19 protein-coding genes are annotated in these 24,558 nt (G+C 72.8%); 8 read left to right on the forward strand and 11 right to left on the reverse strand.

The window, feature by feature from the left end:
• Positions 1-207 precede the first annotated feature (207 nt).
• Both NQZ70_RS51395 and NQZ70_RS51400 read left to right on the forward strand, forming a co-directional pair.
• A complete protein-coding gene (locus NQZ70_RS51395; RefSeq protein WP_129580762.1) occupies positions 208-1,137 on the forward strand; it encodes a phosphatase PAP2 family protein in 930 nt (309 codons plus the stop codon).
• Between the two features lie 212 nt (positions 1,138-1,349).
• Positions 1,350-1,559, forward strand: coding sequence for a molybdopterin-binding protein (locus NQZ70_RS51400; protein ID WP_129580763.1), 210 nt, complete (start codon positions 1,350-1,352; stop codon positions 1,557-1,559).
• Positions 1,560-1,590: 31 nt separating this feature from the next.
• On the opposite strand, the gene NQZ70_RS51405 is transcribed toward NQZ70_RS51400, so the two are convergent.
• Positions 1,591-3,096 (reverse strand): Do family serine endopeptidase, encoded by a 1,506-nt coding sequence (locus NQZ70_RS51405; protein ID WP_129580764.1) that lies wholly within the window; start codon positions 3,094-3,096, stop codon positions 1,591-1,593.
• Between the two features lie 612 nt (positions 3,097-3,708).
• On the opposite strand from NQZ70_RS51405, the gene NQZ70_RS51410 reads away from it, so the two are divergent.
• Positions 3,709-7,581, forward strand: a complete 3,873-nt coding sequence (locus tag NQZ70_RS51410; protein ID WP_129582076.1) for a DUF4215 domain-containing protein — start codon at positions 3,709-3,711, stop codon at positions 7,579-7,581.
• 45 nt (positions 7,582-7,626) lie between these two features.
• Here the strand turns inward: NQZ70_RS51410 and NQZ70_RS51415 are convergent, their stop codons facing one another.
• Positions 7,627-9,378, reverse strand: a complete 1,752-nt coding sequence (locus tag NQZ70_RS51415; RefSeq protein WP_237244831.1) for a PAS domain-containing sensor histidine kinase — start codon at positions 9,376-9,378, stop codon at positions 7,627-7,629.
• A 417-nt stretch (positions 9,379-9,795) separates the two neighbouring features.
• Between NQZ70_RS51415 and NQZ70_RS51420 the strand changes: the two genes are divergently transcribed.
• From NQZ70_RS51420 to NQZ70_RS51440, 5 genes are all read left to right on the forward strand, one after another.
• The gene (locus tag NQZ70_RS51420) at positions 9,796-11,805 is read left to right on the forward strand and encodes a methyl-accepting chemotaxis protein (RefSeq protein ID WP_129580765.1); all 2,010 of its coding nucleotides are present in this window, start codon (positions 9,796-9,798) and stop codon (positions 11,803-11,805) included.
• Positions 11,806-11,839: 34 nt separating this feature from the next.
• Positions 11,840-12,859, forward strand: a complete 1,020-nt coding sequence (locus NQZ70_RS51425) for an FHA domain-containing protein (protein ID WP_129580766.1) — start codon at positions 11,840-11,842, stop codon at positions 12,857-12,859.
• A gap of 70 nt (positions 12,860-12,929) precedes the next feature.
• Positions 12,930-13,379, forward strand: coding sequence for a cupin domain-containing protein (locus NQZ70_RS51430; protein ID WP_129582077.1), 450 nt, complete (start codon positions 12,930-12,932; stop codon positions 13,377-13,379).
• 14 nt (positions 13,380-13,393) lie between these two features.
• On the forward strand, positions 13,394-13,762 hold the full coding sequence (locus tag NQZ70_RS51435) for a cupin domain-containing protein (RefSeq protein WP_129580767.1): 369 nt from the start codon (positions 13,394-13,396) through the stop codon (positions 13,760-13,762).
• 86 nt (positions 13,763-13,848) lie between these two features.
• On the forward strand, positions 13,849-15,012 hold the full coding sequence (locus NQZ70_RS51440; RefSeq protein ID WP_129580768.1) for a flavin reductase: 1,164 nt from the start codon (positions 13,849-13,851) through the stop codon (positions 15,010-15,012).
• Positions 15,013-15,043: 31 nt separating this feature from the next.
• Here NQZ70_RS51440 and NQZ70_RS51445 read toward each other — a convergent pair whose 3' ends face one another.
• From NQZ70_RS51445 to rnr, 9 genes are all read right to left on the reverse strand, one after another.
• A complete protein-coding gene (locus NQZ70_RS51445; RefSeq protein WP_129580769.1) occupies positions 15,044-15,955 on the reverse strand; it encodes a methylenetetrahydrofolate reductase in 912 nt (303 codons plus the stop codon).
• 15 nt (positions 15,956-15,970) lie between these two features.
• A complete protein-coding gene (locus tag NQZ70_RS51450; RefSeq protein WP_129580770.1) occupies positions 15,971-16,258 on the reverse strand; it encodes an MSMEG_0570 family nitrogen starvation response protein in 288 nt (95 codons plus the stop codon).
• 12 nt (positions 16,259-16,270) lie between these two features.
• A complete protein-coding gene (locus NQZ70_RS51455; RefSeq protein ID WP_129580771.1) occupies positions 16,271-17,494 on the reverse strand; it encodes an MSMEG_0565 family glycosyltransferase in 1,224 nt (407 codons plus the stop codon).
• Complete coding sequence (locus tag NQZ70_RS51460; protein ID WP_129580772.1) at positions 17,491-18,516, reverse strand: sll0787 family AIR synthase-like protein; 1,026 nt, start codon at positions 18,514-18,516, stop codon at positions 17,491-17,493. Before NQZ70_RS51460 ends, NQZ70_RS51455 begins: the two co-directional genes overlap by 4 nt.
• Positions 18,516-18,959, reverse strand: coding sequence for an MSMEG_0567/Sll0786 family nitrogen starvation N-acetyltransferase (locus NQZ70_RS51465; RefSeq protein ID WP_237244832.1), 444 nt, complete (start codon positions 18,957-18,959; stop codon positions 18,516-18,518). Before NQZ70_RS51465 ends, NQZ70_RS51460 begins: the two co-directional genes overlap by 1 nt.
• Entirely contained in the window at positions 18,919-20,256 is a 1,338-nt protein-coding gene (locus tag NQZ70_RS51470) for an MSMEG_0568 family radical SAM protein (protein ID WP_129580774.1), read from the reverse strand. The genes NQZ70_RS51465 and NQZ70_RS51470 overlap by 41 nt, the downstream gene beginning before the upstream one ends.
• Positions 20,201-21,229: a Nit6803 family nitrilase gene (locus NQZ70_RS51475; RefSeq protein ID WP_129580775.1), complete on the reverse strand. Its 1,029-nt coding sequence runs from the start codon at positions 21,227-21,229 to the stop codon at positions 20,201-20,203. The genes NQZ70_RS51470 and NQZ70_RS51475 overlap by 56 nt, the downstream gene beginning before the upstream one ends.
• A 14-nt stretch (positions 21,230-21,243) precedes the next feature.
• Positions 21,244-21,726 carry an MSMEG_0572/Sll0783 family nitrogen starvation response protein gene (locus NQZ70_RS51480; RefSeq protein WP_020742060.1) on the reverse strand — a complete coding sequence of 161 codons (483 nt, stop codon included), beginning with the start codon at positions 21,724-21,726 and terminating at the stop codon, positions 21,244-21,246.
• 387 nt (positions 21,727-22,113) lie between these two features.
• A complete protein-coding gene (gene rnr / locus NQZ70_RS51485) occupies positions 22,114-24,483 on the reverse strand; it encodes a ribonuclease R (protein WP_237244833.1) in 2,370 nt (789 codons plus the stop codon).
• Positions 24,484-24,558 lie beyond the last annotated feature (75 nt).

The raw sequence follows: 24,558 nt of genomic DNA on the forward strand, positions 1-24,558 counted from the left end.
CCCGCGCCGCGGCGGAGGAAGACCGATTGCGCCCCGCTGACGGGGATCTCGTGGTGTCATCGACATGCTCCACCTCCGAAGGTCTCGGCGCCGGAAGCCATCGTGTCGCTCACCCCGTGAGCGCGACCCGCCGCGCGCGCTGCGCCGCGCGCCGGCGAGGGGCGCGGCCGCACCGGACCGGGCGGGCCGCGTGCTAGAGCTCCGGGCATGGAAGCGCTGGATCTCCGCGCGGATCAGCTCGCCTCGGCGGTCGGCGCGCGGCCCGTTCTGCTGCTCGCGCTGCTCTTGGCCGGGACGGTGGGGGTCCTCCTCGGGCTGGTCGCGGTCGCGCGCCTCTCCGAGCGCCACGCCCGCGCGCTGTGGGGGCGGGCCGCCCGGGCTTACCGCGCGGCGGCCGAGCACCCGATCACGCAGCGGCTCTCGGCCCGGTTCCCCGCGATCGCGCGGGTGCTCCGCGATCTCTCCGCGTCCGAGTACCTCGTGATCCACCTCGGCCTCGGCCTCGCGCTCACCCTCGCCGCGCTCGTGTTCGTCGCGATCGCGGAGGCGGTGAGCGGCGACGCGTGGATCGTTCAGGTCGACCTCGCGCTCGCGCGCGCCCTCCACGCGTCGTCGAGCAGCGCCGGCGTGACGGCGCTCGGCGCCTTCACCCGCCTCGGCAGCGGCTGGGCGCTCACGGTGCTGGCGATCGTCGTGGCCGCGGCGCTGCTGATGCGGCGGCACCGCGTCCTCGCGGTCGGCTGGCTGATCGCGCTCGCCGGGGGCGGGCTCCTCAACCAGGCGCTCAAGGCCCTGTTCGCGCGGCCGCGGCCGCTGTTCGACGAGCCGCTCGCGGTCGCCGCGGGGTGGAGCTTCCCGAGCGGGCACTCGATGGGCACATTCGTCACGTTCGGCATGCTCTCGTACCTCGGTCTCCTGTTCCTCCAGACGCTCCGCGCTCGCCTTGCGCTCGTCGCGCTCGCGCTCAGCTGGACCGTGGCGATGGGCTTCAGCCGGATGTACCTCGGCGTGCACTACCTGAGCGACGTGCTCGCGGGGTTCGCCGCGGGCAGCATGTGGCTGGCCGTCTGCATCTCCGGGATCGAGGTCGCGCGGCGGCGGCCCGGCAGGGCCGGCGGCCAGCCGCTCCCGGCCTGAACGGCCGCGGCGCCCTCCTGCCGTCAGCGGCCCGCGCGGAACGATCAGTTAGCCTTACTAACTTACGCGCGACCGTGGGGCTCCTGGCAGCGGCCCGCGCCGGAACGATTAGTTAGCCATCCTAACTTACTCGTGGCCGTGAGACGCAGACGCTCGGCGCCCGCGCGGGGACGATCGGGCAGCTCGGCACTACGATCCCCCGGGGTGAGGGGATGCAGATCAGCGGCAGGAACAAGATTCCCGGGAAGATCACGGAGATCGTGGTCGGCGACGTGATGGCCAAGGTGGTGATGGAGGGGCCGGGGGGCACGGAGCTCGTCGCGGTGATCACGAGCGACGCGGTGAAGGAGCTCGGGCTCTCGGTCGGCAAGGAGGTGCAGGCGCTCATCAAGGCGACCGAGATCATGGTGATCGCCGGCTGAGCGGGGCCGGCGCGGCGCGCGCCGCCCGAGCTCACCGCTCCACGAGCACGAAGCGCGTCCGCCCTTCCCGCCACGCCAGGAGCAGCACCGGCCGCTTGTCCGTGGCGTCGATCTCCTGCTTCAGCTGCTCGGGGGCCGTCACCGGCTTCCGGTTCACCTCCAGGATGACGTCCCCCGGGCCGAGCCCCGCCCGCGCGGCCGGGCTGCCCGGGCTCAGCCCCACGACGAGCGCGCCCTTCACGTCGCCGGGGATCTCGAACCGCCGCCGCAGGTCGTCCGAGAGCGCGGCGATCTCGATCCCCAGCGCGCCCGTCGGCGCCGGCGCCGGCGTGGGCGCCTCCGCCTTCGGCTCCGGCAGCTCGTCGAGGGTCGCGGCGAGCTCCAGGCTCCGCCCGTCGCGGAGCACGCGCAGCTCGACCCGGGTGCCCGGCTTCGTCTCGGCGATGCGCATCCGCAGGTCGCGGCCGTCGGCGAGGTGCTCCCCGCGCAGCGCGACGATCACGTCCCCGCGCCGGAGGCCGGCCTTGTCGGCGGCGCTCCCCTCGGACACGTCGCTGACCACCGCGCCGCGCGTGTCCGGCGGCAGTCCGAGCGCCTCGGCGAGCCCGGGCGAGACGTCCTGGATCGCGACGCCGAGCGCGCCGCGGATCACGCGGCCGTGCTCCATGATCTGCTCCATCACCGCGCGCGCGAGCTTCGAGGGCACGGCGAACCCGATGCCCTGGTTGCCCTGCGCACCGCGCGTGAGGATGGCCGTGTTGATCCCGATGAGCTCACCCGCCATGTTGATGAGCGCGCCCCCCGAGTTGCCCGGGTTGATGGCCGCGTCGGTCTGGAGGAAGTCCTCGTAGTCGACGATCCCCATGTTGCCGCGGCCGACGGCGCTGATGATCCCCTGGGTGACAGTCTGGCCGATGCCGAACGGGTTGCCGATCGCGAGCGCGAAGTCGCCCACGCGCGCCGCGTCCGAGTCGCCGAAGGGCGCGAACGCGAACTCGCCCCCCGCGAGCTTCAGCACCGCGACGTCGGTCTTCGGGTCCACGCCGACGACCGTCGCCTTCATCTCCTGCCTCCCCGGCACGGCGACGCGCACCTCCCTTGCGCCCTCGACCACGTGCGCGTTGGTGATCACGTGGCCTTCGCGCGACACGATCACGCCCGATCCGAGGCTCTGCTCGCGCTGCACGAGCGGGCCCGGCGCCTGGCCCTCCTGGCCGCCCTGGCCGTCGCGCCCGTCGCCGCCCATCCCGAAGAACTCGCGGAAGAACGGGTTCGAAAAGAACGGGACGCGCTCGGGCGTCGGCGGCCGCACGAACCGCACCGAGGAGACGTTCACGACCGCGGCGCTCACGCGCGACACGATCGGCGCGAAGCCCTCCTGGAGCGAAACCGCCTCGCGGGCGGAGGGCGGCACGTCGAGCGGCCCCGGAGCCGGCGGCGGGGTCGCCTCGGCGATCTGCTCGACCCGGCGCTCCGCCCGGCAGCCGAGCGGAAGCGCGGTGATCACGGCGAGAGGAAGGGCCCAGCGTGCGTGCATGCCGGCGCGGTATTCATCTCCCGTGCCCTCGGGCGCCGCGCCCGGCCGCCGGCGCGGCGGCCGGCGCGGAGGATGGATGAGCTGGCCAGCGGCGCGAGGCGGCGGCGCTATCGCTCCCTCTCGTCCTCCGGCGCGAGCCAGAGCGCCGAGGCCCACGGCCGACTCCGCCGCGGCGATTTGTCTCAAGCTCTCCCCGCGGCTCGCGACACTGTGGCGCAAACGCCGCGTCGCGCGCGGACGAGCCGGAACGCCGGCCTTGTCAAGCACGAAGCCCTGCCGCGCTCGCCTCAGCAGCTATCCGTCAACCCCCCGCCGGCACCCTGCGTCGCGTCAGGTGCGTCATCCGTTCGCGCGGCTCCCGGCTGCGCGGGCAGGACGACGATCACGACGGCGGACAGGAAAGGGAAAGGCCAAGGCAGCGGGGCGCGCCGAGCACAGCCGCACGGCGAAACGGCGAAACGGTAAAGACAACGAGGTGTGATTTACCGCTAGAGGTGTGAGGCGCGTTTACGATATGGTGCATCCTAGCGCCGTTGGCCTCTGCTGAGCGCAACGTGCGTTATCGAGGTGGCTGTGGGCTTGAGAACCTCTTATCTGGCTTTGGCGTTGGGATTGCTTCAAATCACGGCGGCTTGCGGCGGGGGCGACTCGTCCTCGAGCGGCCCCACCGGCTCCGGGAGCGGCGCGGGCTCCGGCACCGGCGGGCCCGGCTCCGGCGGCGCCGGCGGCGTGCCGGAGTTCACGGTCGGCAGCGGCCATGGCCTCGGCGGCAGCGGCGCGGGCGAGCCGGATCCGTGCGACGTCGATGAGCCGCCGCCCGAGTGCTTCCTGCCGCCCGATCCCGCCTGCGGCGACGGGGAGAAGAACCAGGAGGCCGAGGCCTGCGACGACGGCAATACCCTGCCCGGCGACGGCTGTTCGGGGCAGTGCCAGGTCGAGCCTTACTGGGAGTGCACGACGCCCGGCCAGCCCTGCCGGCTGACCATCGCGTGCGGCGACGGCATCCTCCACCCCGGCGAGTTCTGCGACGACGGCAACACCGCGGACGGCGACGGCTGCAGCGCCGATTGCCTCTACGTCGACTCCTCGTACGTGTGCCCGAGGCCGGGCGAGCCGTGCATCCTGCTCTACCGGTGCGGCGACGGCCGCGTGAACGGCTCCGAGGAGTGCGAGGACGGCGACGATCCGCCCGCGTCCGGCGACGGCTGCGACGCCGAGTGCAAGCGCGAGCCGGGATATCAGTGCAGCCGGCCCGGTCTGCCGTGCACGCCGCTGCCGGTCTGCGGCAACGGCGCCAAGGAGACCGGCGAGGGGTGCGACGACGGCAACACCGCGAGCGGCGACGGCTGCTCGAGCCTGTGCCGGCAGGAGCCTTATTACTACTGCCCGACGCCCGGGTCGCCCTGCGAGCGGCTGCTCGAGTGCGGCGACGGCGAGGTGCAGCCGGGAGAGCTCTGCGACGACGGCAACGCCGCGGACGGCGACGGCTGCAGCGCCGACTGCCAGGTGCGGGACGCGTCGTACGTGTGCCCGAGGCCGGGCGAGCCGTGCATCCTGCTCTACCGCTGCGGCGACGGCCGCGTGAACGGCAGCGAGCAGTGCGACGACGGCGAGGCGGTGCCGAAGAGCGGCGACGGCTGCTCCGCGGACTGCCGCCTCGAGGAGGGCTGGGTCTGCAGGCCGGGCCAACCCTGCACCGTGAGGACCTTCTGCGGCGACGGGGTCGTGCAGGTCGGCGAGCAATGCGACGACGGCGGCGGGGCGTCGCCCGCGGGCGGCGACGGCTGCACCGCGCAGTGCAAGATCGAGCTCGGCTGGACGTGCCCGCCGGCCGGCGGCGCCTGCACGCCGCCCCCGCCCCCCGTGTGCGGCGACGGCGTGATCGGCGGCGACGAGGTGTGCGACGACGGCGAGGAGCCGGCCAGCGGCGACGGCTGCAGCGCCGATTGCCGGACCATCGAGAGGGGGTGGGACTGCTCGCGCGTCGGGTTCCCCTGCAAGACGGTCTGCGGCGACGGGATCAAGGTCGGCGCCGAGCAGTGCGACGACGGCGATCTCGTCTCCGGCGACGGCTGCGACGATCGGTGCCGGATCGAGCCCGGCCGGGTGTGCGACAATCGCGAGCCCCAGGACTGCAGGGGCCGCTCCGTGTGCGGCGACGGCGTCCGCGAGGGCACCGAGGTCTGCGACGACGGCAACGGCAACTGGCGCGATGGCTGCACGCCGGACTGCAAGCGCGAGCCCGACTGCAGGGCCGGCGCGTGCCTCTCGATCTGCGGCGACGGCATCCTCCTGCCCGGCGACGCCACCGAGCAGTGCGACGACGGCAACACCGAGAGCGGCGACGGCTGCTCCGCCGACTGCCGGATCGAGCCGGGCTACGTCTGCACCGTGGCGCCCACCGAGATGCGGCTGCCGATGGTCCTCCGCGACTTCATCGGCTGGTGCCCGAGGGAGACCAGCGCGAGCAATTCCCAGTGCGACGCCCGCCTGACGGACCGCCTCATCGGGCACTTCGACTTCGAGATCACGCCCAGCGGTACCACCTTGCAGACCGACGGCACCGTCGAGTCGACGCTCGACGCCGACGGCAAGCCCGTGAACGCCCACGGTAACGGCTACTTCGAGCCGGCCAGCAGCAACGGCTGGACCACGGGGCAGGAGAACTTCCAGTGGTGGTACCGGGACAACCCGATCTTCAACAGGACGCTCGTCACGACCATCCAGCTGACCGAGATGGGCGCCGGCAGCGGCAGGTACGTGTACCAGCGGAACCCGTTCTGGCCGTTGGACCTCGACCCGCCCGGCGCCGATCCCGCGCTCGACAGCCTCGTCGCCGCCGGGCTGGAGCGGGCGCAGGACAACGGGCACAACTTCTACTTCACGAGCGAGGTCCGCTACTGGTTCCAGCACCGCTCGGACGGCAACGCGAGCAACAACCCCGTGCTCACCTTCTACGGTGACGACGACGTCTGGGTGTTCATCAAGAACACGCTGACCGCGGACATCGGCGGCATCCACGGGCAAGCCCAGGAGAGCGTGACCATCCTCGACAACGGCGACGCCCAGGTGACCCCCTGCCCCACCTCTTCCGGCTGCCCGAACCGCGCGGCCTACACCGTCGACCTCAACCTCGAGCACGGGAAGGTCTACGAGATCGCGGTGTTCCAGGCCGAGCGCCACGTCACCGGATCGAACTACCAGCTCACGCTGGCGGGCTTCAGCGCCGGAACGTCGGTGTGCACGCCGCAGTGCGGGGTCGACCCGCCGGTCGTCACGCCGGGCGAGGAGTGCGACGACGGCAGCGCGAACGGGACCGGCTATGGCCAGTGCAACAACTGCCAGCTCGGCGCCTACTGCGGCGACGGCGTGAAGAACGGCCCCGAGGCCTGCGACAACGGCGTCAACAACAGCACCTACGCCAACGCCTCGAACGCCTGCGCGCCGGGGTGCGTGGCCCCGCCCCGCTGCGGCGACGGCCTGGTCAACGCGCCGTACGAGGCGTGCGATCTCGGCTCCGGCAACACGGCGAACGGCTACGGCGGCTGCACGACCGCGTGCGAGATCGGGCCGTCCTGCGGCGACGGCGTGGTCAACGGGCCCGAGCAGTGCGACGACGGCAAGAACGACGGCTTCTACGGCACCTGCAACCCGAACTGCACGCCTGCGTCGAGGTGCGGCGACGGCCGCGTCGACGAGGAGTGGGGCGAGGAGTGCGACGACCCCACCGACCCGAACTGCGTGGGCTGCCAGCTCGGCGCGCATTGCGGCGACGCGGTGGTGCAGTCGAATTACGGCGAGGAGTGCGACGACGGTCGCAACGACGGCGGCTACGGCGAGTGCGCCCCGATGTGCCTCTACGGCCCGCGGTGCGGCGACGGCGTGGTGCAGCCCGACGAGGAGGACTGCGACCTCGGCGAGGGGATGAACACCGGCGCGTACAACGGGTGCAGCGCCTCCTGCACCTACGGTCCGTACTGCGGCGACGCGACCATCAACGGCGCCGAGACCTGCGACGACGGCGTGAACGACGGATTCTACGGGAGCTGCTTCCCCGACTGCACGCCGGCGGCCCGGTGCGGCGACAGCCGCATCGACGAGGAGTGGGGCGAGCAGTGCGATCCCCCGAACGAGGCGACCGGCTGCAGCAGCAACTGCCGCCTCGGCGCCCAGTGCGGCGACTCCGTGGTGCAGGCCCACCTCGGCGAGCAGTGCGACGACGGCGTGAACGACGGCGGCTACGGCGAGTGCGGCCCGCTGTGCAAGTACGGGCCGCGCTGCGGCGACGGCGTGGTCAACGGCCCCGAGCAGTGCGACGACGGCAAGAACACCGGCGGCTACGGCAAGTGCGCGCCGGGGTGCAAGTACGGGCCGCACTGCGGCGACGGCATCCGGCAGAGCCCCTACGAAGAGTGCGACGACGGGAACAACGCGAGCGGCGACGGCTGCAGCTCGGCCTGCAAGTACGACAACCAGCCGCTCTAGTCAGAGGGCCCCGCGACGGGGGCGCGCCCGCGGGCGGCGCCTCCGTCACGGCACGTCCGGCGCCCTCGGCCGCACCGTGGTGTCCCCCGGCGGCTTCTCCAGGAGCGGCGGCCCCCCGACCGGCAGCCAGATCTCGAAGACCGCGCCCCCCTTCTGGGCCTTGCGGTAGCTGATCTCCCCCCCGTGCTCGAACACGATCCGCTGCGCGATCGCGAGCCCGAGCCCCGTCCCCTTCTCCTTGCTGGTCGCGTACGGCTCGAACAGGCGCGGCACCATGGCCTCGGCCACCCCCGGCCCGTTGTCGCGCACCACGATCCGCACGCGATCGCTCGGCAGCGGGCCGATCGTCACCGAGACGCGCGGGTCGCGCCGGACCGCGCCCGCCGCCTCCAGCCCGTTCTGGACCAGGTTCGTGAGCACCTGGATCAGCTGGTCCCGGTCCGCGGAGACCCTCGGGATCGGCTCGGCCACGAGCTCGACCCGCGACGGCGCCGCGCCGCCCGTCCCGCCCGTCTCCTCGCCCGCCGGCGCGGCGTGCAGCGTGACCACCCCGCGCGCGAGCGCCACGAGATCCACCGGCTCCGGGTTGGGCGCCGGCAGCCGGGCGAACCGCGTGAACTCGGTCACGATGTTCGCGATCCGGTGCACCTCGTTCAGCACCGTCGACGTCGCCTCCTCGAAGTAGTCGTCGAACGCCGGGTCCTCGCGCTGCCGCAGCCGGCGCAGCGTCTCCACCGCCGCCCGGATGGGCGCCAGCGGGTTCTTGATCTCGTGGGCGATCTGCCGCGCGACCTCGCGCCGCGCCGCGATCCGCTCCGTCGCCGCCAGGCGCTTGCGCATCGCGGCGAGCTCGTCGATGGTCGCGTTGAACGCCGCCGCGAGATCCGCGATCTCCCGCCCCCCGCGCCCCTCCACCCGCCGCGGCGCGCCGCTCATCACCTCGCGCGTCTCGCGGGCCAGCGCCGCGATCGGCCGCGACAGGCTGCGCGCCAGCACCACCGCGATCCCGAGGGCGATCGCCAGCACCGTGGCGCCGGTCAGCGCGATCGAGCGATCGAGCCGGGCCAGCGCCTGCCTCAGCGGCTCGCGCGACACCGAGGCGACCACGTCGAGGCCCGGGATCTCCGGGAAGTCGAGGACGCGCACCACCTCGGCCTCGCCGCTCCGGGGCGCGGGCCCCCCCTCGGGCGCCGCCGTGAGCCGCACGTGGTACGCGTCGCCGATGCGCGCGAGCACCGGGCCGATCCGCCGCGCCCCCACGAGGCCGACCGTCACCCCGTGCCGCGACAGGGCGCAGTGGACCTCCAGCGACGGCTCGCCGCCCGCCTTCGCCGGCCGGAGCCGCGGCGCGCCCCCGGGGGCCTTGATCGCCTCCGCGAGCCGCGGGTCGCGGGCGCCGATGCGCGAGGCGTCCTCAGCCGCGAGGACGCTCCCGTTGCCCGCCACGAGCGACAGCTCGTCGAGGCGCAGCGCCATGGCCTGGCTCGGGACCAGGCGGCGCAGCGCGATGCGGCTCGTCGGGTCCATCGCGTCCGGGTCGCCCTTGGCCCGCTCCAGCTCGACGTGGGCCTTGTCGACGAACGTGTCGTGCTGGCAGAACGGCGGCAGGAGATCGCGCAGCGCCTCGGCCTCCCACGCGAGCTGCTGCCGGACCCCGGCGTGCGCCGCGTCGATCCGATCGGCGAAGCCGCTCTCGATGATCTCGCGCGACGCCTCGCGCAACGTCAGGCCGACGAACGCCGTCGCGATGATCGCGACGAGCCCGAAGGCGAGCAGGAGGCGAGCGGCGAGGGGCATGGCGGGGCGGCCACGGCCGCCCGGCCGCGTGGCCACCCCGGTGGCCAGGACGGCCGGGCGGCCGCCGCGGTCTGCGGCGGTGTTCAGGATCGAACCTAGAGGAACCGGCGCCCGCGCCGAGCCCCCGCGGCGGTCCTTCTCCGCCGCCGTCTCCGTGCATACGCCATCGGGTCGAGATCGTCCAAGTTCCTCGCGACTTCCCCACACGCCGCCCCTGGCCGCGCGGCCGCCCCTGCGCCTCTGCCCAGGGAGCGCTCGGTCCGCGGCTCGCCTGCCCGCGGGCCCTCGCCGCGCTTCTGCCGCGCGCTCTCCTTGCACCGGGGGGCACTCGCCTCTTACGCTCGGTCGTCCTCGGGGTCGTCGGGTGCGCGCTGGCCCACGCGCGCGCCGCCGCTCGACCGCGCTGGAACGCACGAAATGAACTCCAAGCAGCTCTCCATCCCCATCGCCGTAGTCCTCGCGCTCGTCGGCCTCGGGTTGAGTTTCGCGTCGAGGTCGCTGGCGGAGTTCTCGGGCCAGCTGTTCATGTTCTTCGGCTTCTCCGCGGCGGTGGCGGTGGTGTACGCGAGCCTCGCCGGCAAGGGCGGCGTCCCCCTCGGGGGCCTGCGCGACGCGCTCCGCGCGGCCGCGCGGGGCAAGCGGCCCAAGCTGCCCGAGGGCGCCCCCGCCGACATCGCGGAGACTTACGAGCAGATCGCCGAGCTGGCCGGCCGGCAGGCCGAGCTCGCGGAGGAGCGCCACGCGCTCGCCGAGGAGCGCGACAAGCTCGCGCGGGAGCGGGACAGCCTGAGCCGCGAGCGCGACGGGGTCGAGCGGCAGCGCGACGCCCTGGAGCGCGAGCGGGACAGCCTGAGCCGCGAGCGCGACGGGCTCGTGAAGGAGCGCGACGGGCTCGTGAAGGAGCGCGACACCCTCGAGCGGGAGTGCACGAGCCTCACCCGCAAGGTGAACGACCTCGCGCAGCGCGGCCCCGACATCGACGTCGACGCGCTCGTCGACGCCGTGCTGCGCGCCACCGCCGGCGAGCGGGTGCGCGTCCCCCCGGGCGCGCCGCCGGAGCTCTCGCGCCTCTACTCGGAGCTCACCGGCATCGCGGAGCGCGTCACCCAGTCCGAGCTGCGCGACAAGCAGCGCCGGTCCGAGCTGGCGCAGGCCACCGTGCTGCTCGACGAGCTCCTGCCCAAGCTGAGCGACGGCGTGAGCAGCGTCATGCACGCGAGCGAGCAGGCGACCGTGTACATCCGCGACATGACGACGGCCCTCGCCAACATCGCCCAGTCGGTCGAGTCGCTCGCGTCGAGCGCCGAGGAGTCGAGCTCGAGCATCCTCGAGATGACGGCCACGAACGAGGAGGTCGCCGAGAACGTCGGCGAGCTCGGGTCGAGCGTGCGCGAGACGGTCTCGTCGATCGAGGAGATGGCCTACTCGATCCGCGAGGTCGCGAAGAACGTCGACGCCCTGGCGCTGACGGCCGAGGAGACGAGCTCCTCGATGAACCAGATGGACGTCTCCATCGACCAGGTCCAGTCGAACGCGAACGAGACGGCCCGGCTCTCGGAGGAGGTGGCGACCGACGCCGAGAAGGGCGCCGAGGCCATCCTGAAGACGATCGGCGAGATCTACCGCATCAAGGAGTCGAGCCAGGAGGCCGTGGCCGTCATCTCGAACCTCGGCTTCCGGATCGAGGCGATCGGGCAGATCCTCGCCGTCATCGACGACGTCGCCGAGCAGACGAACCTGCTCGCGCTGAACGCCGCGATCATCGCCGCCCAGGCCGGCGAGCACGGCAAGGGCTTCGCGGTCGTCGCCGACGAGATCAAGGACCTCGCCGAGCGCGCCGGCGGCAGCACGAAGGAGATCGCGGAGCTCATCAAGACGATCCAGTCCGAGTCGAAGAACGCGATCGCCGCCGTCGAGCGCGGCGCGCACAACGTCGACCGCGGCGTCGAGGTGTCGAACGAGGCCGAGCGGGCGCTGAAGAAGATCCTGGAGAGCTCACAGAAGTCGACGAACATGGTGCGCGCCATCGCCCGGGCCACGGTCGAGCAGGCCAAGGGGTCGAAGCAGGTCACGGACGCGATCGGCCGCATCGCCGAGACGGTGCAGCAGATCGCCGCCGCCACGGCCGAGCAGGCGCGCGGCTCGGAGCTCATCATGAAGAGCGCGGAGAAGATGCGGACCATCACGCAGCACGTCGAGCGGTCGAGCCAGGAGCAGGCGCGCGGCGGCCGCCAGATCACGAGCGCGATCGAGCAGATCTCGAACCAGGTCCACAGCCTCAACGCCTCGCACCGCAGCCAGACGCGCGGCGGCGAGCAGCTCATCGAGGCCGGCAAGCGCATCGAGGAGGCGGCGCGGCAGCAGGATCAGGCGGTGCGGCAGCTCGTCAGCGCCACCGAGCGGATGCGTCGCACGGCGGCGATTTGACCCCCCGCGGCCCTTCCGCGCAGAGGCAGCGTCGATGGCGCTAACGATCGTGGTGCTCTCGTCCGGCGGGGCGGGGGATTCGCCCGGCGGGGCGGGGAAGGAGGGCGAGCTCTCGCTGACCCTGGACGCGCCCCGCATCATCCTCGGCCGCGCCGAGGGCTGCGAGGTCCGCCTCCCCGACACGAGCGTGAGCCCCCGGCACGCGTCGATCCGGCAGCGCGGCGCCACCTACCTGCTCCTCGACGAGGGCAGCGAGAACGGCACCTTCCTCGGCAAGACGCGCATCGCCCCGCGCACGGCCATGCCGCTGCGCACCGGCGACCGCATCCGCATCGGGCGCGTGTGGCTCGCGTTCCGGATCGAGCCGGCGGTCCCGAAGGCGTCCCCCGCCGCGGCCGCCAAGGAGCTCGCCCTCGAGCTCGTCGCCCGCGGCCTCGCCGCCCAGGGCGAGGATCCCACGCCGCGCGTCGTCGTCGTGGACGGCCCGGACCTCGGCCGCACGCTGCGCGTGGAGGCGCCCGGGCGGCCCTACTTCGTCGGGCGCGCCAAGGACGCCGATCTCACCCTCGACGACCCGGACGTCTCCCGCCGCCATGTGGCCATTACGCGCAGGGGCGATCAATTCTCAGTGCAGGACCTCGGATCGCGCTCCGGCGCCTCGCTCGACGGCGCTCCGGTGCCTCAGTTCGATACGGTGTGGCGGCCTGGACAGGTGCTGGCGATCTCGGCCGATCGGCTGGTGTTCGAGCATCCGGCCGCCGAGGCGCTCGCGGAGATCGAGCGCAGCCCGTGCGAGCCGCTCTCTCCTGATACGGCCGTCGAGCCTCCTTCGCCCGAGGAGCCGCCCGCGACGTCATCCTCGCCGACTTCTACGCCGACGCCGTCACCTGCCTCCGCGAGCACGTTATCGCCGCTCGCGCGGCCTGCCGCGGCGGCGCCGCGCGTCGTGCAGGGCGGCGGGTGGGGGTTCACCGAGGCGCTCATTGCGTTGCTCGCGCTGGGTGTGCTGGCTCTCAGCATCGCAGGTCTGATGTGGCTGCTTGGACGCGGTTAGCGTCTTGACGTCGCGCGCGCGCAGAGGTCGAAGAGCCCAGTCCCGGAGGGTGCGCATGCGTGCGATCCGAATGAGCGCTGAAGGCGAGATCGAGTTCACCGAGGCGGAGCTCCAGGCGGAAGGGATCCGGTGCGGCACGTTCGACCCGGGCGCAGCTGCGCTCGCCTTGCAGCGCGTGCATGCGGAGCGCGGGTGGACGGAGCACGACGAGGTCCGCCGCGACACGAGCAATCCTCGCGACGAGGCGGAGAGCGCGCGGGAGGCGGACGAGCACTGCCACCTCGGCGACGAGGTGCGGCTCTTCCTCGAGGGGCAGGCCCTTTACGACGTCCGCTGCATGAACGACGAGTGGATGCGGATCTGGGTCGGCGCGGGCGATCTCGTGGCCGTGCCCGCGCGGCGCTATCACCGCTTCGTGGCGAACAAGGCTGCGGCGCTCCGCTACCTGCAGCCGTACGGCGGCCGCCACCTGCTCATGCAGCTCTACCGCGTGTCCGACGATCGGACGCGCGCGTTCTGATCTGGAGGTCCCCGATGGCGCGCCCTTACCGTCTCGTCACGTCCGCCACCCGCATCCCCGTGCCGGGCGGCAAGCTGATCGAGGAGCTCTTCGGCCGCGTGAACACCGGCACGGACGGGTTCAGCCTGGCGCACATGGTGGCGCCGCCCGGGTGGAGCGAGCCGGCGCAGACGCCCACGTTCGGCGAGCTGACGCTGATGATCCGCGGCCGCATGCGCGTCGAGATCGCGGGCGAGACGGTCGATCTCTCCGCCGGGCAGGCCATCTGGACGGAGCCCGATCAGCGCGTCTGCTACAGCAACCCGTTCGACGAGGAGAGCGAGTACTTCGCCCTCTGCATACCGGCGTTCGCGCCGGACCTCGCGCGGCGCGACGCCGGGTGAGGTGCGCGCGGGGTGGCGATGGACGAGAGCGCGCGCGCGGCGCAGATCCTGGATCCCGGGTGCTCGCCGAGCGCGTACTATGGCCTATGCTCTTCGATCCCGCGGAGTTCCGGAAGGTGCTGGGCCAGTTCGCGACCGGAATCACGCTCGTGACCACGGTGCAGGACGGCACGCCGCAGGCGATGACGGTGAACTCGTTCAGCGCCGTCTCGCTCGATCCGCCGCTCGTGCTGTTCTGCGCTGACCGGCGCTCGCGCACGAGCGCGGCCATCGAGGCGTCGGGCGTCTTCGCGGTGAACATCCTGCGGGAGCAGCAGCGGGACATCTCGGACCTGTTCGCCGGCAAGGGGACGGACATCGATCGGCAGGCGGTGCTCACCGAGGCGCACGTGGCCGAGTCCGGCAGCCCGATCCTCAAGGACGTGCTCGCCTTCATCGACTGCAAGGTGGAGCACGCGTACGACGGGGGCGATCACATCATCTATGTCGGCCGCGCGCTCTCGTCCGGCCGGGGCGAGGCGGGCGCGCCGCTCCTGTACTACCGGGGCACGTACCAGGCGCTCGACGACGTCTGGCGGTGGCGCGATCGGTACGCGGCGAAGGAGCAGGCGACCCCGTTCCACGAGCTGGTCGACTTCTTCGATCGCATGCAGGCGGAGGGCCCGTACGCGACGCTCATCGACGAGCTCGTCACGCTGGTCGATCCGGGCGTGGAGGAGCGGTGCCTCGACCTCGGCTGCGGCACCGGCCGCCTGACGCGCGAGATGGGGCGCCGGTGTCACGAGGCGGTCGGGATCGACGCGACCGCGGCGATGATCGAGCGCGCCGCGCAGCGGGCGAAGGCGCTCGGCCTCGACAACGTGACCTTCCGGGAGGCGCTCGCGACGCGGCTCCCGTTCCCCGACGCCTCGTTCGACGTGGTGACCGCGTCGAACCTGCTCCTGCACGTGCCCGAGCCGGGCCCGGTGCTCGCGGAGGCGGCGCGCGTGCTCCGCCCGGGCGGCCGCCTCGCGCTCCTGGAGCCCGCGCCCGTGATGAACCGCGTCGCGATGGCCGGCTACCTGCGCGGCCACCGGTACAACCCGCCGACGGCGCACGCGATGCTCGCGTGGGCCGACGCGGCGGAGGTCACCTACCGCCACACCGAGGACCGCCTCGGCGCCGATCTGAGCGGCACGGGCTTCGAGATCGATCGCCGCGAGCGCAGGATGAACGGCCTCGCGCTGCTCTGGATCGCGCACAAGGCGTGAGCCCCGCCCGGAGCGGCTCACGCCGCCCGGCTCACGCCGCCCGCCGGAGCTCCGCCTCCTCGACCAGCCGGGGCACCCAGTCCTCCGCGCCGATGGAGCGCATGTGGATGCCCGAGAGCCCGGGGACGTCGCGGAGCCCGCGGATGAGCTCCAGCGTGATCCGGTAGCTCTCCCCCTCGGCGTCGCCGCTCCGGCGGACGCGCTCGATCAGGTGATCCGGCACCACGAGGCCCGGCACCTTCTGCAAGAAGCTCAGCCGGTCCACGCCGGCGAACGGGAAGATCGCCGCGATGAAGTGCGCGCGCTCGTGGAGCCCGCGCTCGACCACCGCGGCCATCCAGCGGCGCATCGGCGCGAGCTCGAACACCGCCTGCACCTGGATGAAGCTCGCGCCCGCGTCGATCTTCGCGCTGAGCCGGTCCATCGCCCCGGCGATCGCCTGCTCCGCGCACGGGAAATCGATGGTCCCGACGTGGAAGTAGGGCGCCGGCGAGATGACGTCTCCATTGTAGAGCTTCCCCTCGCGCGTCATCCGGCGGGTCAGCTCGATCGCCGCATAGCTGTCGACGTCGCTCACCTCCTTGGCGTCGGGATCCGAGCCGATGGCGCACGGATAGCCGCCCAGGATGATGATGTTCGAGAGCCCGAGCGCCGCCATCCCGAGCAGGTCGCCCTGGAGCGCGATCCTGTTCTTGTGGCGGAGCGAGAACTGGAGCACCGGCTCGAGCCCCTCCTGCTTGACGAAATGGCCGACTGCCATGTTGGCGCAGCGCGCCTGGGAGAGCAGGTGATCGTTGATCTGCACCACGTCGACGCACCCGGCCATGTTTCGGGCGTGCTTCAAGAGCTTTTCCAGGTCGTAGTGACGCGGTGGCGTCAGCTCGGCGGACACGAGGAACTGGCGCTCGCTGAGGAGGCGCTCCATCTTCGACTTCGACACCATACCGTGCTCCTTCCGTCACTCGACGAACTTGAGGACCCGGACCTTGGCCCCGCTCTGGCCGCGGAATCGCGCGGCCGCGCTCGCGATGCGCGCCGCCTCCGCCCGCGCCAGGCTGCAGGGGAACCCGTACTTCTTGAGGACCCGCTCGCTCGCGATCTCGAGCGCCTTCCGGCAACGCGACACGAAATCGTCGATGAAGTAGCTCTCCCCGACGTCGAGGTGCTCTTTCACGACGAGCGACGGAGAGTAACAGACCTGCTGCTCGCCGCTCGGCCACTCGATCACGAAGCGCATCTCCGGCATACGTCGCTCGTCCTAGTTATGGCGGGATCCGAGGAACTCGCGGTAGACGCCGGCCGCGATGCGCGCCGAGCGCTCCCACGTGTACCGCGCCGCGGCCTCGATCGCCGCCGCGCGCAGGCGCCGCCTCACGCCTCCCTCCAGGATAGCCTCCATCGCGGCCGCGAGATCCTCTGTTCTCGAGGGATCGACGAGCAGCGCGCTCTCCCCGTCTCGGAGGAACTCGGTGAAGGGAGGTTGAGCAGAGCTCACCACCGGCGCGCCCGACGCCATCGCCTCGAGCAGGACGAGCCCGAACCCCTCGCGGACGGACGGAAATACGAACGCGTCCGCAAGGCGGTAGAGCGGCGGGATCAGCGCGTCGGGGAGCACGCCCGCGAGGACGAGCGGCGGCGGCGCGCCCGCGGCCCGTGCCCCCGCCGCAGGCGCGCCCGCGGGCGCGGGAAAGACGCCGTGTTCCCGCGCGATCGCCTCGAACTCGCGCTGGTAGGGCGCGTAATCGAACAGCGTCTCTCCGCCCGCGATGATCAGCTGGGCCCCGGGCAGCCGCCTCCGGACCGACAGGAACGCCTTGAGCAGGCCGATCGAGTTCTTGCGCGGCTCGACGCCGCCCACGGTCACGAAGAGCGGCGACCCGGTCGCGTCGAGCCGCGCCCGGAGCTCCGCGTCGCGCGCGTCCGGCGCCGGCGAGTACCGCCGCAGGCTCACGCCGTTCGGGACGATCGCCGCGTCGACGCCGAGATCGGCCCGGAGCGTCCTCCGCCACGCCTCGCTGACGACGAGGCACGCGTCCGCCTCGCGCACCGAGCGCTCCTGGCAGGCGCGCAGGTAGGGGCTGTCGTAGTCGTCGAGGTGGTGCACCGTCCGGAGGAAGTGGGGGACGCGCCCCTCGGCGCGCAGCGCGGCGAGCGCGTTCGCGCTGATGCAGTCCTGGGAGTGCCAGATGTCGTGCCGCGCCCCGAGGCGGCGCAGCCCGGCCTCGAACTCCGCGATGCGCTGCCGCACGACCGCGTCGATCCCCTCCGGCGGGGGCGCGGCGGGCACGAGGACGGCGGGGCAGCGCGGCGGCCGGTAGAAGCCGCCCTGGTCCTTGTTCAGCGCGTAGATGCAGACCGAGACGCCGAGGTCGTGGAGCGCCTCCGCGAGCTCCACCGTGTGCACGACGCCGCCGCGCGGCTTCGTCGAGTAGGTGAGGAGCGCGACCGAGAGCGGCGCGCCGGGCGCGTCGCCGGCGCTCATCGCGCGCCCTCGCCCGCGAAGCCGGTGAGCGGCTCGGCCGAGAGGTCCCAGAGCGTCTGCCGCTCGCCGGCGGCCTCGAGGGTGAGCCGCCGCGAGCCGTCGACGGCGCCGACCGCGGCGCTCGCGATGCCGCGCCGGGCGAAGGCCGCGAGGACCGCGCCGGCGGCGTCGGGGCGCACGCTGAGCAGGAAGCCGTAGCTCGGGAACGCGAGCAGCCAGCGCGCGAGCGACGGATCGCGCACGTCGCCCGGCCGCGGGACGGCCGCGACGTCGAGCACCGCGCCGACGCCGGACGTCTCCAGGAGCATGAGCAGCGTCCCCGCGACGCCGCCCATGCTGATGTCCTTGCCCGCGTCGCACAGGCCGGCCTCGGCGAGGGCGGGCAGGACCTCGAGGTCGCCGCGGAGCCGCGCCGGGTCGGTCCCCGTCGAGGCGTTCCAGAAGGGGTGCTCCGCGTGCATCCTGCCGCGCAGGTCGATCGCCGCGACGAGCACGTCCCCGGGGCGCGCGGCGAAGCTCGTGATGAGCCGCCGCGCCCGCCCCGCGATGGCCACGGCGAGGGCGTTGTACGGGCTGCGCGCGCTCGTGTGGCCTCCGACGATCGGCACCCCGTAGGCGCGCGACGCGGCGACCATGCCCTCCCAGACCGGCTCCAGCGCGCCGGCCGAGGTCCCCCAGACGACGTCGACCACGGCGATGGGGCGGCCGCCCATCGCGTAGACGTCGCTGACGTTGACCATCACGGCGCTGTAGCCCGCGAACCGCGGGTCTCCTTCGAGGAACGTCGGCCAGATCCCCTCGGCGGCGAGGAGCAGGTAGCCGTCGCCGTCGGGGATGGCCGCGCAGTCGTCGCCGAGCGCGGCGGGCCGATGGACCGCGCCGATCGCGTCGCCTGCGCCGATCGCGCCGCCCGCGCCGCCCGCGCCCGGCTCGCCGGACAGATACCGCGCCGGGATCTGCACGTCCCGCTTCGCGAGGATCCCGAGCGCGCCCCGCAGCTCGGCCGCGATGCCGGCGAGCATCAGCGGAACCTCTGCCCGGGCGGCGGGCGGGGCTCGTCGCTCGGCGGATAGCTCGCGAGGTCGGCCTCCATCAGGTGGTGCGGGCGATCGCGGAACGACCGCTCCTCGAGGGAGCGCCAGTGGATGCTCTCGAAGAACGGCACGTTGGCCGCCTGGACGAGCGCGAGGAACCGCTGGCACCCCCAGCCGTGGGCGGTGGTGACCGCCTTGTGGACGAGGCCGCGGCCGACCACGCCCTGCTTGCGGTGGGCGCGCTCGACGGCGAGCCGGCCGCCGTACCAGAGGCCGGGCTCCGCCTCGTAGATGCGCACCGTGCCGACGACCGCCTCGCCGCCCGGCGCCCCGCGCAGCACGGCCGCGATGGGGAACGCCGAGGCGTCCCAGTCGTCCTCGTCGGTCGTCTTAAACAGCCCTTGCTCGTCGCAGAAGGTGGCCCGGCGCAAGCGGAGGTACGCGAGATACGTGTCCCGCGTCTGCACAAGCTCGAAGCTGTACTGAGGCGTCATCGGAGCTCTCCGAGGTTGGTGTCCATGCCGCGCCGGAGTCCGGCGGCGCCGCGGCCCGGCCCTCGGCCTCGAAGCCCGAGAGCCCCGAGCAGGCGCCGCAGCGGGCGCAGCCCGCCTTCACGTCGGTCGATCGCAGCCCCGCCCGCGCGAGCAGCGGGCCGATGTGCGCGTAGAGCGCCCGCATGAGCTCCCCCGAGGGCGGCGCGCGATCGGCCGCGGGCGTCCCCGGGATGGGCACGAGCGGGACGAGGAACGGATAGACCCCCATCGCGATGAGCCGCTCGCTCGCGTCGAGCAGCGACGACGGCGAGTCGCCGAGCCCCGCGATGAGGTAGGTCGACACCTGGCCGCGGCCGAACACGCGCACGGCCGCCTCGAACGCCTCGAAGTACCGGGCCACGCTCACCTCGGCCTTGCCCGGCATCGCGGCCGCGCGCACCTCGTCCTCGACCGCCTCGAGGTGCATGCCCAGGCTGTCGACGCCGGCCGCGCGCATCCGCTCGAACCAGGCGAAATCGTCGGGCGGCTCGCACTGCGCCTGCACCGGCAGGTCGACGCGCGCCTTGATGCCGCGCGCGCAGTCGGCGAGGTGCGCCGCCCCGCGATCGGGCGACCGCGGCGTGCCCGTGGTCAGCGTCACGTGCCGCACCCCGTCGAGCCGCGCCGCCGCCTCGGCGACCTCGCCGAGCTGCTCCGGCGTCTTCTTCGCGGTGGTGCGTCCGGCCGCGAGCGACTGCCCGATCGCGCAGAACGTGCAGGCCTTGTCGCGCTCCGAGTACCGGATGCACGTCTGGAGCACCGTCGAGGCGAGGACGTCCGCCCCGTGCAAGAGCGCGATCTTGGGGTAGGGGATGCCGTCCTTGGTCGAGAGGGCGTAGAAGCGCGGCGCCTTCACGAGGGCGATGGGCGCGAGCTCGTCGCCGTCGCGCTCGACGGTGCCCGCGCCGTCGCGCCCGATCCGCGCCACGAACGGCGACGCCGCGGCCTGGTCGGTGTGGATCGGGATCATCACCGTGGCGCCGCGGAGCGTGGCCGCCACGTGCTGGGTCGGCCCCGCCCCGCCGCGGCGCGAGGTCCACGCCGCGCGGCCGCCCTCGCCGCCTTCCGACGTCGGCGGCGCGGGCGGCGCGGGCTCGCCCGGCGCCGCGGCGTCCGCGCCCGGGGCGCCCTCGGGGGCCTCAGCCAGCCTCAGGCCGAACGACTGGAGCTCGGTGATCAGCGTCTGGGTATCCATGGTCCACCGCCGCAGGATCGAGGGAGGAGGCCTTGGAGCTGCCCGCGCCGAGCATCATCGGTCGCTCTGCCGTGTCCATCCAAAGCCGCAGCAAGTCGGGCCGGGCGTAGTGCCCCGCCGCGTCCATCATCCGTTTTCGCTTCGTGATCAGGGCGAAGTCGAGGTCCGCGACGGCCATCCCCTCGCCGTCGGTCACCGGCGGGCACGCGTGCGCGCCCTCCGGCGTCACGATCGCCGTCATGCACCCGCCGCGCAGCACGCCCTGGATCTGCTCGTTCGGCGCGATCTCCCGGACCTGCTCCGGCGTCAGGAAGGCCGTGGCGTTCACCACGAAGCAGCCCGACTCCAGCGCGTGGTGCCGGATGGTCACCTCCATCTGCTCGGCGAAGATGGACCCGACCAGCGAGCCGGGGAACTGGCTGCAATGGATCTGCTCGTGCTGCGCGATGAGCGCGAACCGCGCGAGCGGGTTGTAGTGCTCCCAGCACGCGAGCGCGCCGAGCCTCCCGACCGCGGTGTCCACGGTCCTGAGGCCCGAGCCGTCGCCTTGCCCCCAGATCATCCGCTCATGGTAGGTCGGCGAGATCTTGCGCCGGTGGAGCACGAGCGCGCCGTCCCTGTCGAAGACGAGCTGCGCGTTGTACAGCGTGCCGTGATCGCGCTCGTTCACGCCGAGCACCACGACCACCCCGTGCGCGCGCGCGGCGGCGGCCACGGCCCGCGTCACCGGGCCGGGGACGGTGACCGCCTCGTCGTAAAGGCGCATGTGCTCCTTCCCCATGGCGGGCGGCGGGAGCACGAAGGAGAAGTAGGGATAATACGGGACGAACGCCTCGGGGAAGACGCAGAGCTCGGCGCCCTCCTTCGCGGCCCTGGCGATCGCGGCGACGACTCGCTCGGTCGTCCCGTCCCTGCTGCCGAGGACGGGACTGGCCTGCACCGCGGCCGCCCGGACTTTGCGGTTGTACTCCATGGACGGCGCTCGGGTCAGAGCGTCCAGGAGTGGACCATGAACGCGTTCTCCCGGCGGTGGATCAGCTGGATGTCGAGCACGTCGAGCGGGCTGATGGGCTTGATTCCCGGGATCAGCGCGTGCTCGCCGTGGCCGTAGAGCGCCTGCAGCGCGAACCGGCACGCGTACACCTTGCCGCCCTCCTCCATGAACCGCCCGATCTGCTGGTTCACGGCGAGGTGCCCGGAGAACGCCTCGCTGCCGAGCTTCGGAAACCCGCGCTGCAGCCCCAGCGTGACGCCCGGGCCGTACAGCAAGATGGATGTCTCAAACCCTTTACGCTGAAGGCGGATCGCCGTCAGCACGTTGACGAGGCCGATCGAACCCTCGAAGGCCACGGTGTGAAACGTGACCAGCGCCTTCTCGCCCGGCTTCGCCTTGACGTCTTCGAAGACCTTCTCCTCGTAATCGACCAGGAAGTCACCAGCGTTGTAGGCGGGATACGTCGGCTTCGGCATTGGTTACCTCTCTCCTAGAATGAATAAGTTGAGACCATAGTGATTTTCTGAACGCAAGGGAAATGCAGGGACCCGCCCTCTTTTGGTCGCGACTTGATCACGACGGAGGCACGACGGAGGCACGACGGAGGCACGACGGAGGCTCGAAGGAGGCGCGGAGGATGTGCGATTGTGGATCTCGCGTCGACGCGCGCCGCGGGCGAACCGAGCAGCGCGCGCCGCGGGCCGGCCTCGTCGGTTTCGAGGGCCTATCTCGGTGATTTCGAGGAGGTTTCGCGCGCTTGTCCGCGCGCGTGAGCGCGGCTCGATGGGTATTGCGCGCTCGTGCGTCCGAGCGGCAAAGGCCGGCGGGAATGCCGGCGGATCGCCCTGCCCTCGGGCGCCCTGCTATCGCTGCTTCTTTCGCCCCTTGGCGCTCTTGCCGCCCTTGCCGCCCTTGCCGGCCTTCATGCCCTTGGCGGGCTTCGTGCTCTTGCTGGCCTTGACACGACGAGTCGTCCGTGCGTCCGCGTCGCGCCGCTGCCGGCGCGGCTTCGGCTCGTCCGACATCGCGTCTCCGGCGAGCCGTCGGCCGTAGATGGTGCGCCGGAGGATGGCCACGTCCTCGATCTGCACGAGCATCGCGTCGCCGATCGCGATCCGGTCCCCCGACCGGCGGCCGATGACGCGCAGCCCCTCGTCGTCGATCTCGTAATCGTCCGGGCCGAGCGACTCCATGCGGACGAGCACGTCGACGAAGGGATCCTCGATGTTGACGTAAACGCCCGTCCCCACGATGCCCGTCACGGTGCCCTCGAAGGTGTCCCCGAGCCGGGAGCGCATGACCAGCGCGCGGTGCAGGTCGACCACCTCGCGCTCCACCTCCATCGCCTTGCGCTCGCGCTCCGACGCCAGGATGGCCGCCTCGCGCAGCCGCTCGAGCGCCGCCTCGCTCCGGTCGACGCGCTCGCCGCGCAGCACCGCGCGGATCGCGCGGTGGGCGGTGATGTCCGGGTACCGCCGGATGGGCGAGGTGAAGTGCAGGTACGCGCTCGAGGCCAGCCCGAAGTGGCCCACGTTGGCCACGTCGTACACCGCCTGCTTCATGGCGCGGAGCAGGAGCATGTGCAGCACCTGCTTCTGCGGGTGCGCGTCGAGCTTCCGCAGGAACGACGACAGCCGCTTCGGATCGGCCGCGTCCTCCGGATCGAACGCGAGCCCGAGCTCCCCGCACATCGTCGCGAAGCGCTCGAGCTTCGCCTGGTCCGGGGGCGCGTGGTACCGGAAGACGGTGGGGATGCCCTGGTCGACCACGAACTGCGCGCAGGTCTCGTTCGCCAGGAGCATCAGCTCCTCGATGAGCTGGTAGGCCTTCGCCACCCCGGGGTCGTGGCTGCGCTTCTGCACGTCGACCGGCGCGCCCGTCGACGGATCCAGCACCACCTTCGCCTCGGGCAGGTCGAGGTCGAGCGCGCCCCGCCGCATCCGCCGGCCGCGGAGCAGCCGGGCGAGGTCCCACATCACCTGGAGGTCGTTCCTGAGCGCCTCGGCCTCCGGGCTGCGCGGCGGATCGGGCGTGAAGCCGAGCGCGCGCGCCACGCCGGGGTAGGTGAGCTTCGCGATCGACCGGATGTACCCCTCGATGACGCGGGCGCGCCGCACCGTCGCGGTCGGGTCGAGCTCGACCTCGACGCACAGGCAGAGCCGGATCACGCCCGGCAGGAGGGAGCAGAGGTTCGACGACAGCGCCCGCGGCAGCATCGGGATCGCGCGATCTGGCAGGTAGATCGAGTTGCCCCGCCCGAGCGCCGCCTGGTCGAGCGCGCTGCCCGGCCGCACGTAGTGCGACACGTCGGCGATCGCGATCCAGGCCCGGTACGAGCCGTCGTCCTCGCGGATCACCCAGACCGCGTCGTCGTGGTCGCGCGCGTCCTCCGGGTCGATCGTCGGCATGGGCAGGTGGGTGAGGTCGGTGCGCCCCTCGAGCGCCTCGGCCGGCACCTCGCCCCCGAACGCCTCGGCCTCGGCGATCGCCTCCTTCGCATGCTCCTCCTCGATCCCCTCGCGCATCAGGATCTTGGCGACCTCGACGTTCGGGTCGCCCGGCGTCCCGAGCACCGCCTCGAGCACGCCCTCCGGGTTCTCGTCGGGGAGGTCCGGGAAGCGGGCGATCGACACGACCGCCGCGGCGCCGTCCTCCGCGTCGGGCGGCGCGAGCGGCCCGCCCGGCTCGCGCGGCACGATCACGATCGGCCCGCGGACGCGCCCGTCGTCCGGCTCGAGCCAGGCGCTCCTGCCTCGCCGCCTGAGCACGCCCGCCACGCGCGCGTGGCGCCGCTTGACCACGCGGACGATCTCCCCCTCCACGCCGCGCCGCGAGCGCGTCGCGATGCGCACCGCGACGGTGTCGCCGTGGAGCGCGCCGCCCATCGCCTCGGGCGAGATGTAGACGTCCTCGGCCGCCCCTCCGAGCGACACGAACCCGAAGCCGCGCGGGTGCACGGTCAGCGTGCCCTCGCGCTCGGCGCCGCGCGCCTCGACCTGCTGGCGGCTCACGCGGAACCGCTGGCCGGGGAGGGCGACGATGCTCCCCTCCGTCGATAGTTCCTCGAGCAGCCGCTGCAGCTTCGTGTAGCGGCTCGGCTCGACCCCGAGGCGCTCGGCGATCTCGTTGGCGTGCAGGGCGCGCTTGAACGACGACAACAGATCGACCACGGCCTCCCGGCGGCGCGCGCCGGAGCCGGTCGTCGGGGAATCTCCGCGAGATGGGGAACGCATGAAACTCGACTAGCACGAGTCTCCTCTGGCTGGCTGTCGCCGCCCGGGTCCGGTATGCCTCGAACCCGCGCCTCT

The sequence above is a fragment of the Sorangium sp. So ce836 genome (assembly GCF_028553905.1).
GTDB lineage: Bacteria > Myxococcota_A > Polyangia > Polyangiales > Polyangiaceae > Sorangium > Sorangium cellulosum_D.

What these genes read in the sequence shown, in the direction of transcription:
- NQZ70_RS51395 (WP_129580762.1), top strand. Translation starts at nt 208, where the DNA reads ATGGAAGCGCTGGATCTCCGCGCGGATCAGCTCGCCTCGGCGGTCGGC.
- NQZ70_RS51400 (WP_129580763.1), top strand. Translation starts at nt 1,350, where the DNA reads ATGCAGATCAGCGGCAGGAACAAGATTCCCGGGAAGATCACGGAGATC.
- NQZ70_RS51405 (WP_129580764.1), bottom strand. Translation starts at nt 3,096, where the DNA reads ATGCACGCACGCTGGGCCCTTCCTCTCGCCGTGATCACCGCGCTTCCG.
- NQZ70_RS51415 (WP_237244831.1), bottom strand. Translation starts at nt 9,378, where the DNA reads ATGCCCCTCGCCGCTCGCCTCCTGCTCGCCTTCGGGCTCGTCGCGATC.
- NQZ70_RS51420 (WP_129580765.1), top strand. Translation starts at nt 9,796, where the DNA reads ATGAACTCCAAGCAGCTCTCCATCCCCATCGCCGTAGTCCTCGCGCTC.
- NQZ70_RS51425 (WP_129580766.1), top strand. Translation starts at nt 11,840, where the DNA reads ATGGCGCTAACGATCGTGGTGCTCTCGTCCGGCGGGGCGGGGGATTCG.
- NQZ70_RS51430 (WP_129582077.1), top strand. Translation starts at nt 12,930, where the DNA reads ATGAGCGCTGAAGGCGAGATCGAGTTCACCGAGGCGGAGCTCCAGGCG.
- NQZ70_RS51435 (WP_129580767.1), top strand. Translation starts at nt 13,394, where the DNA reads ATGGCGCGCCCTTACCGTCTCGTCACGTCCGCCACCCGCATCCCCGTG.
- NQZ70_RS51440 (WP_129580768.1), top strand. Translation starts at nt 13,849, where the DNA reads ATGCTCTTCGATCCCGCGGAGTTCCGGAAGGTGCTGGGCCAGTTCGCG.
- NQZ70_RS51445 (WP_129580769.1), bottom strand. Translation starts at nt 15,955, where the DNA reads ATGGTGTCGAAGTCGAAGATGGAGCGCCTCCTCAGCGAGCGCCAGTTC.
- NQZ70_RS51450 (WP_129580770.1), bottom strand. Translation starts at nt 16,258, where the DNA reads ATGCCGGAGATGCGCTTCGTGATCGAGTGGCCGAGCGGCGAGCAGCAG.
- NQZ70_RS51455 (WP_129580771.1), bottom strand. Translation starts at nt 17,494, where the DNA reads ATGAGCGCCGGCGACGCGCCCGGCGCGCCGCTCTCGGTCGCGCTCCTC.
- NQZ70_RS51460 (WP_129580772.1), bottom strand. Translation starts at nt 18,516, where the DNA reads ATGCTCGCCGGCATCGCGGCCGAGCTGCGGGGCGCGCTCGGGATCCTC.
- NQZ70_RS51470 (WP_129580774.1), bottom strand. Translation starts at nt 20,256, where the DNA reads ATGGATACCCAGACGCTGATCACCGAGCTCCAGTCGTTCGGCCTGAGG.
- NQZ70_RS51475 (WP_129580775.1), bottom strand. Translation starts at nt 21,229, where the DNA reads ATGGAGTACAACCGCAAAGTCCGGGCGGCCGCGGTGCAGGCCAGTCCC.
- NQZ70_RS51480 (WP_020742060.1), bottom strand. Translation starts at nt 21,726, where the DNA reads ATGCCGAAGCCGACGTATCCCGCCTACAACGCTGGTGACTTCCTGGTC.
- rnr (WP_237244833.1), bottom strand. Translation starts at nt 24,483, where the DNA reads ATGCGTTCCCCATCTCGCGGAGATTCCCCGACGACCGGCTCCGGCGCG.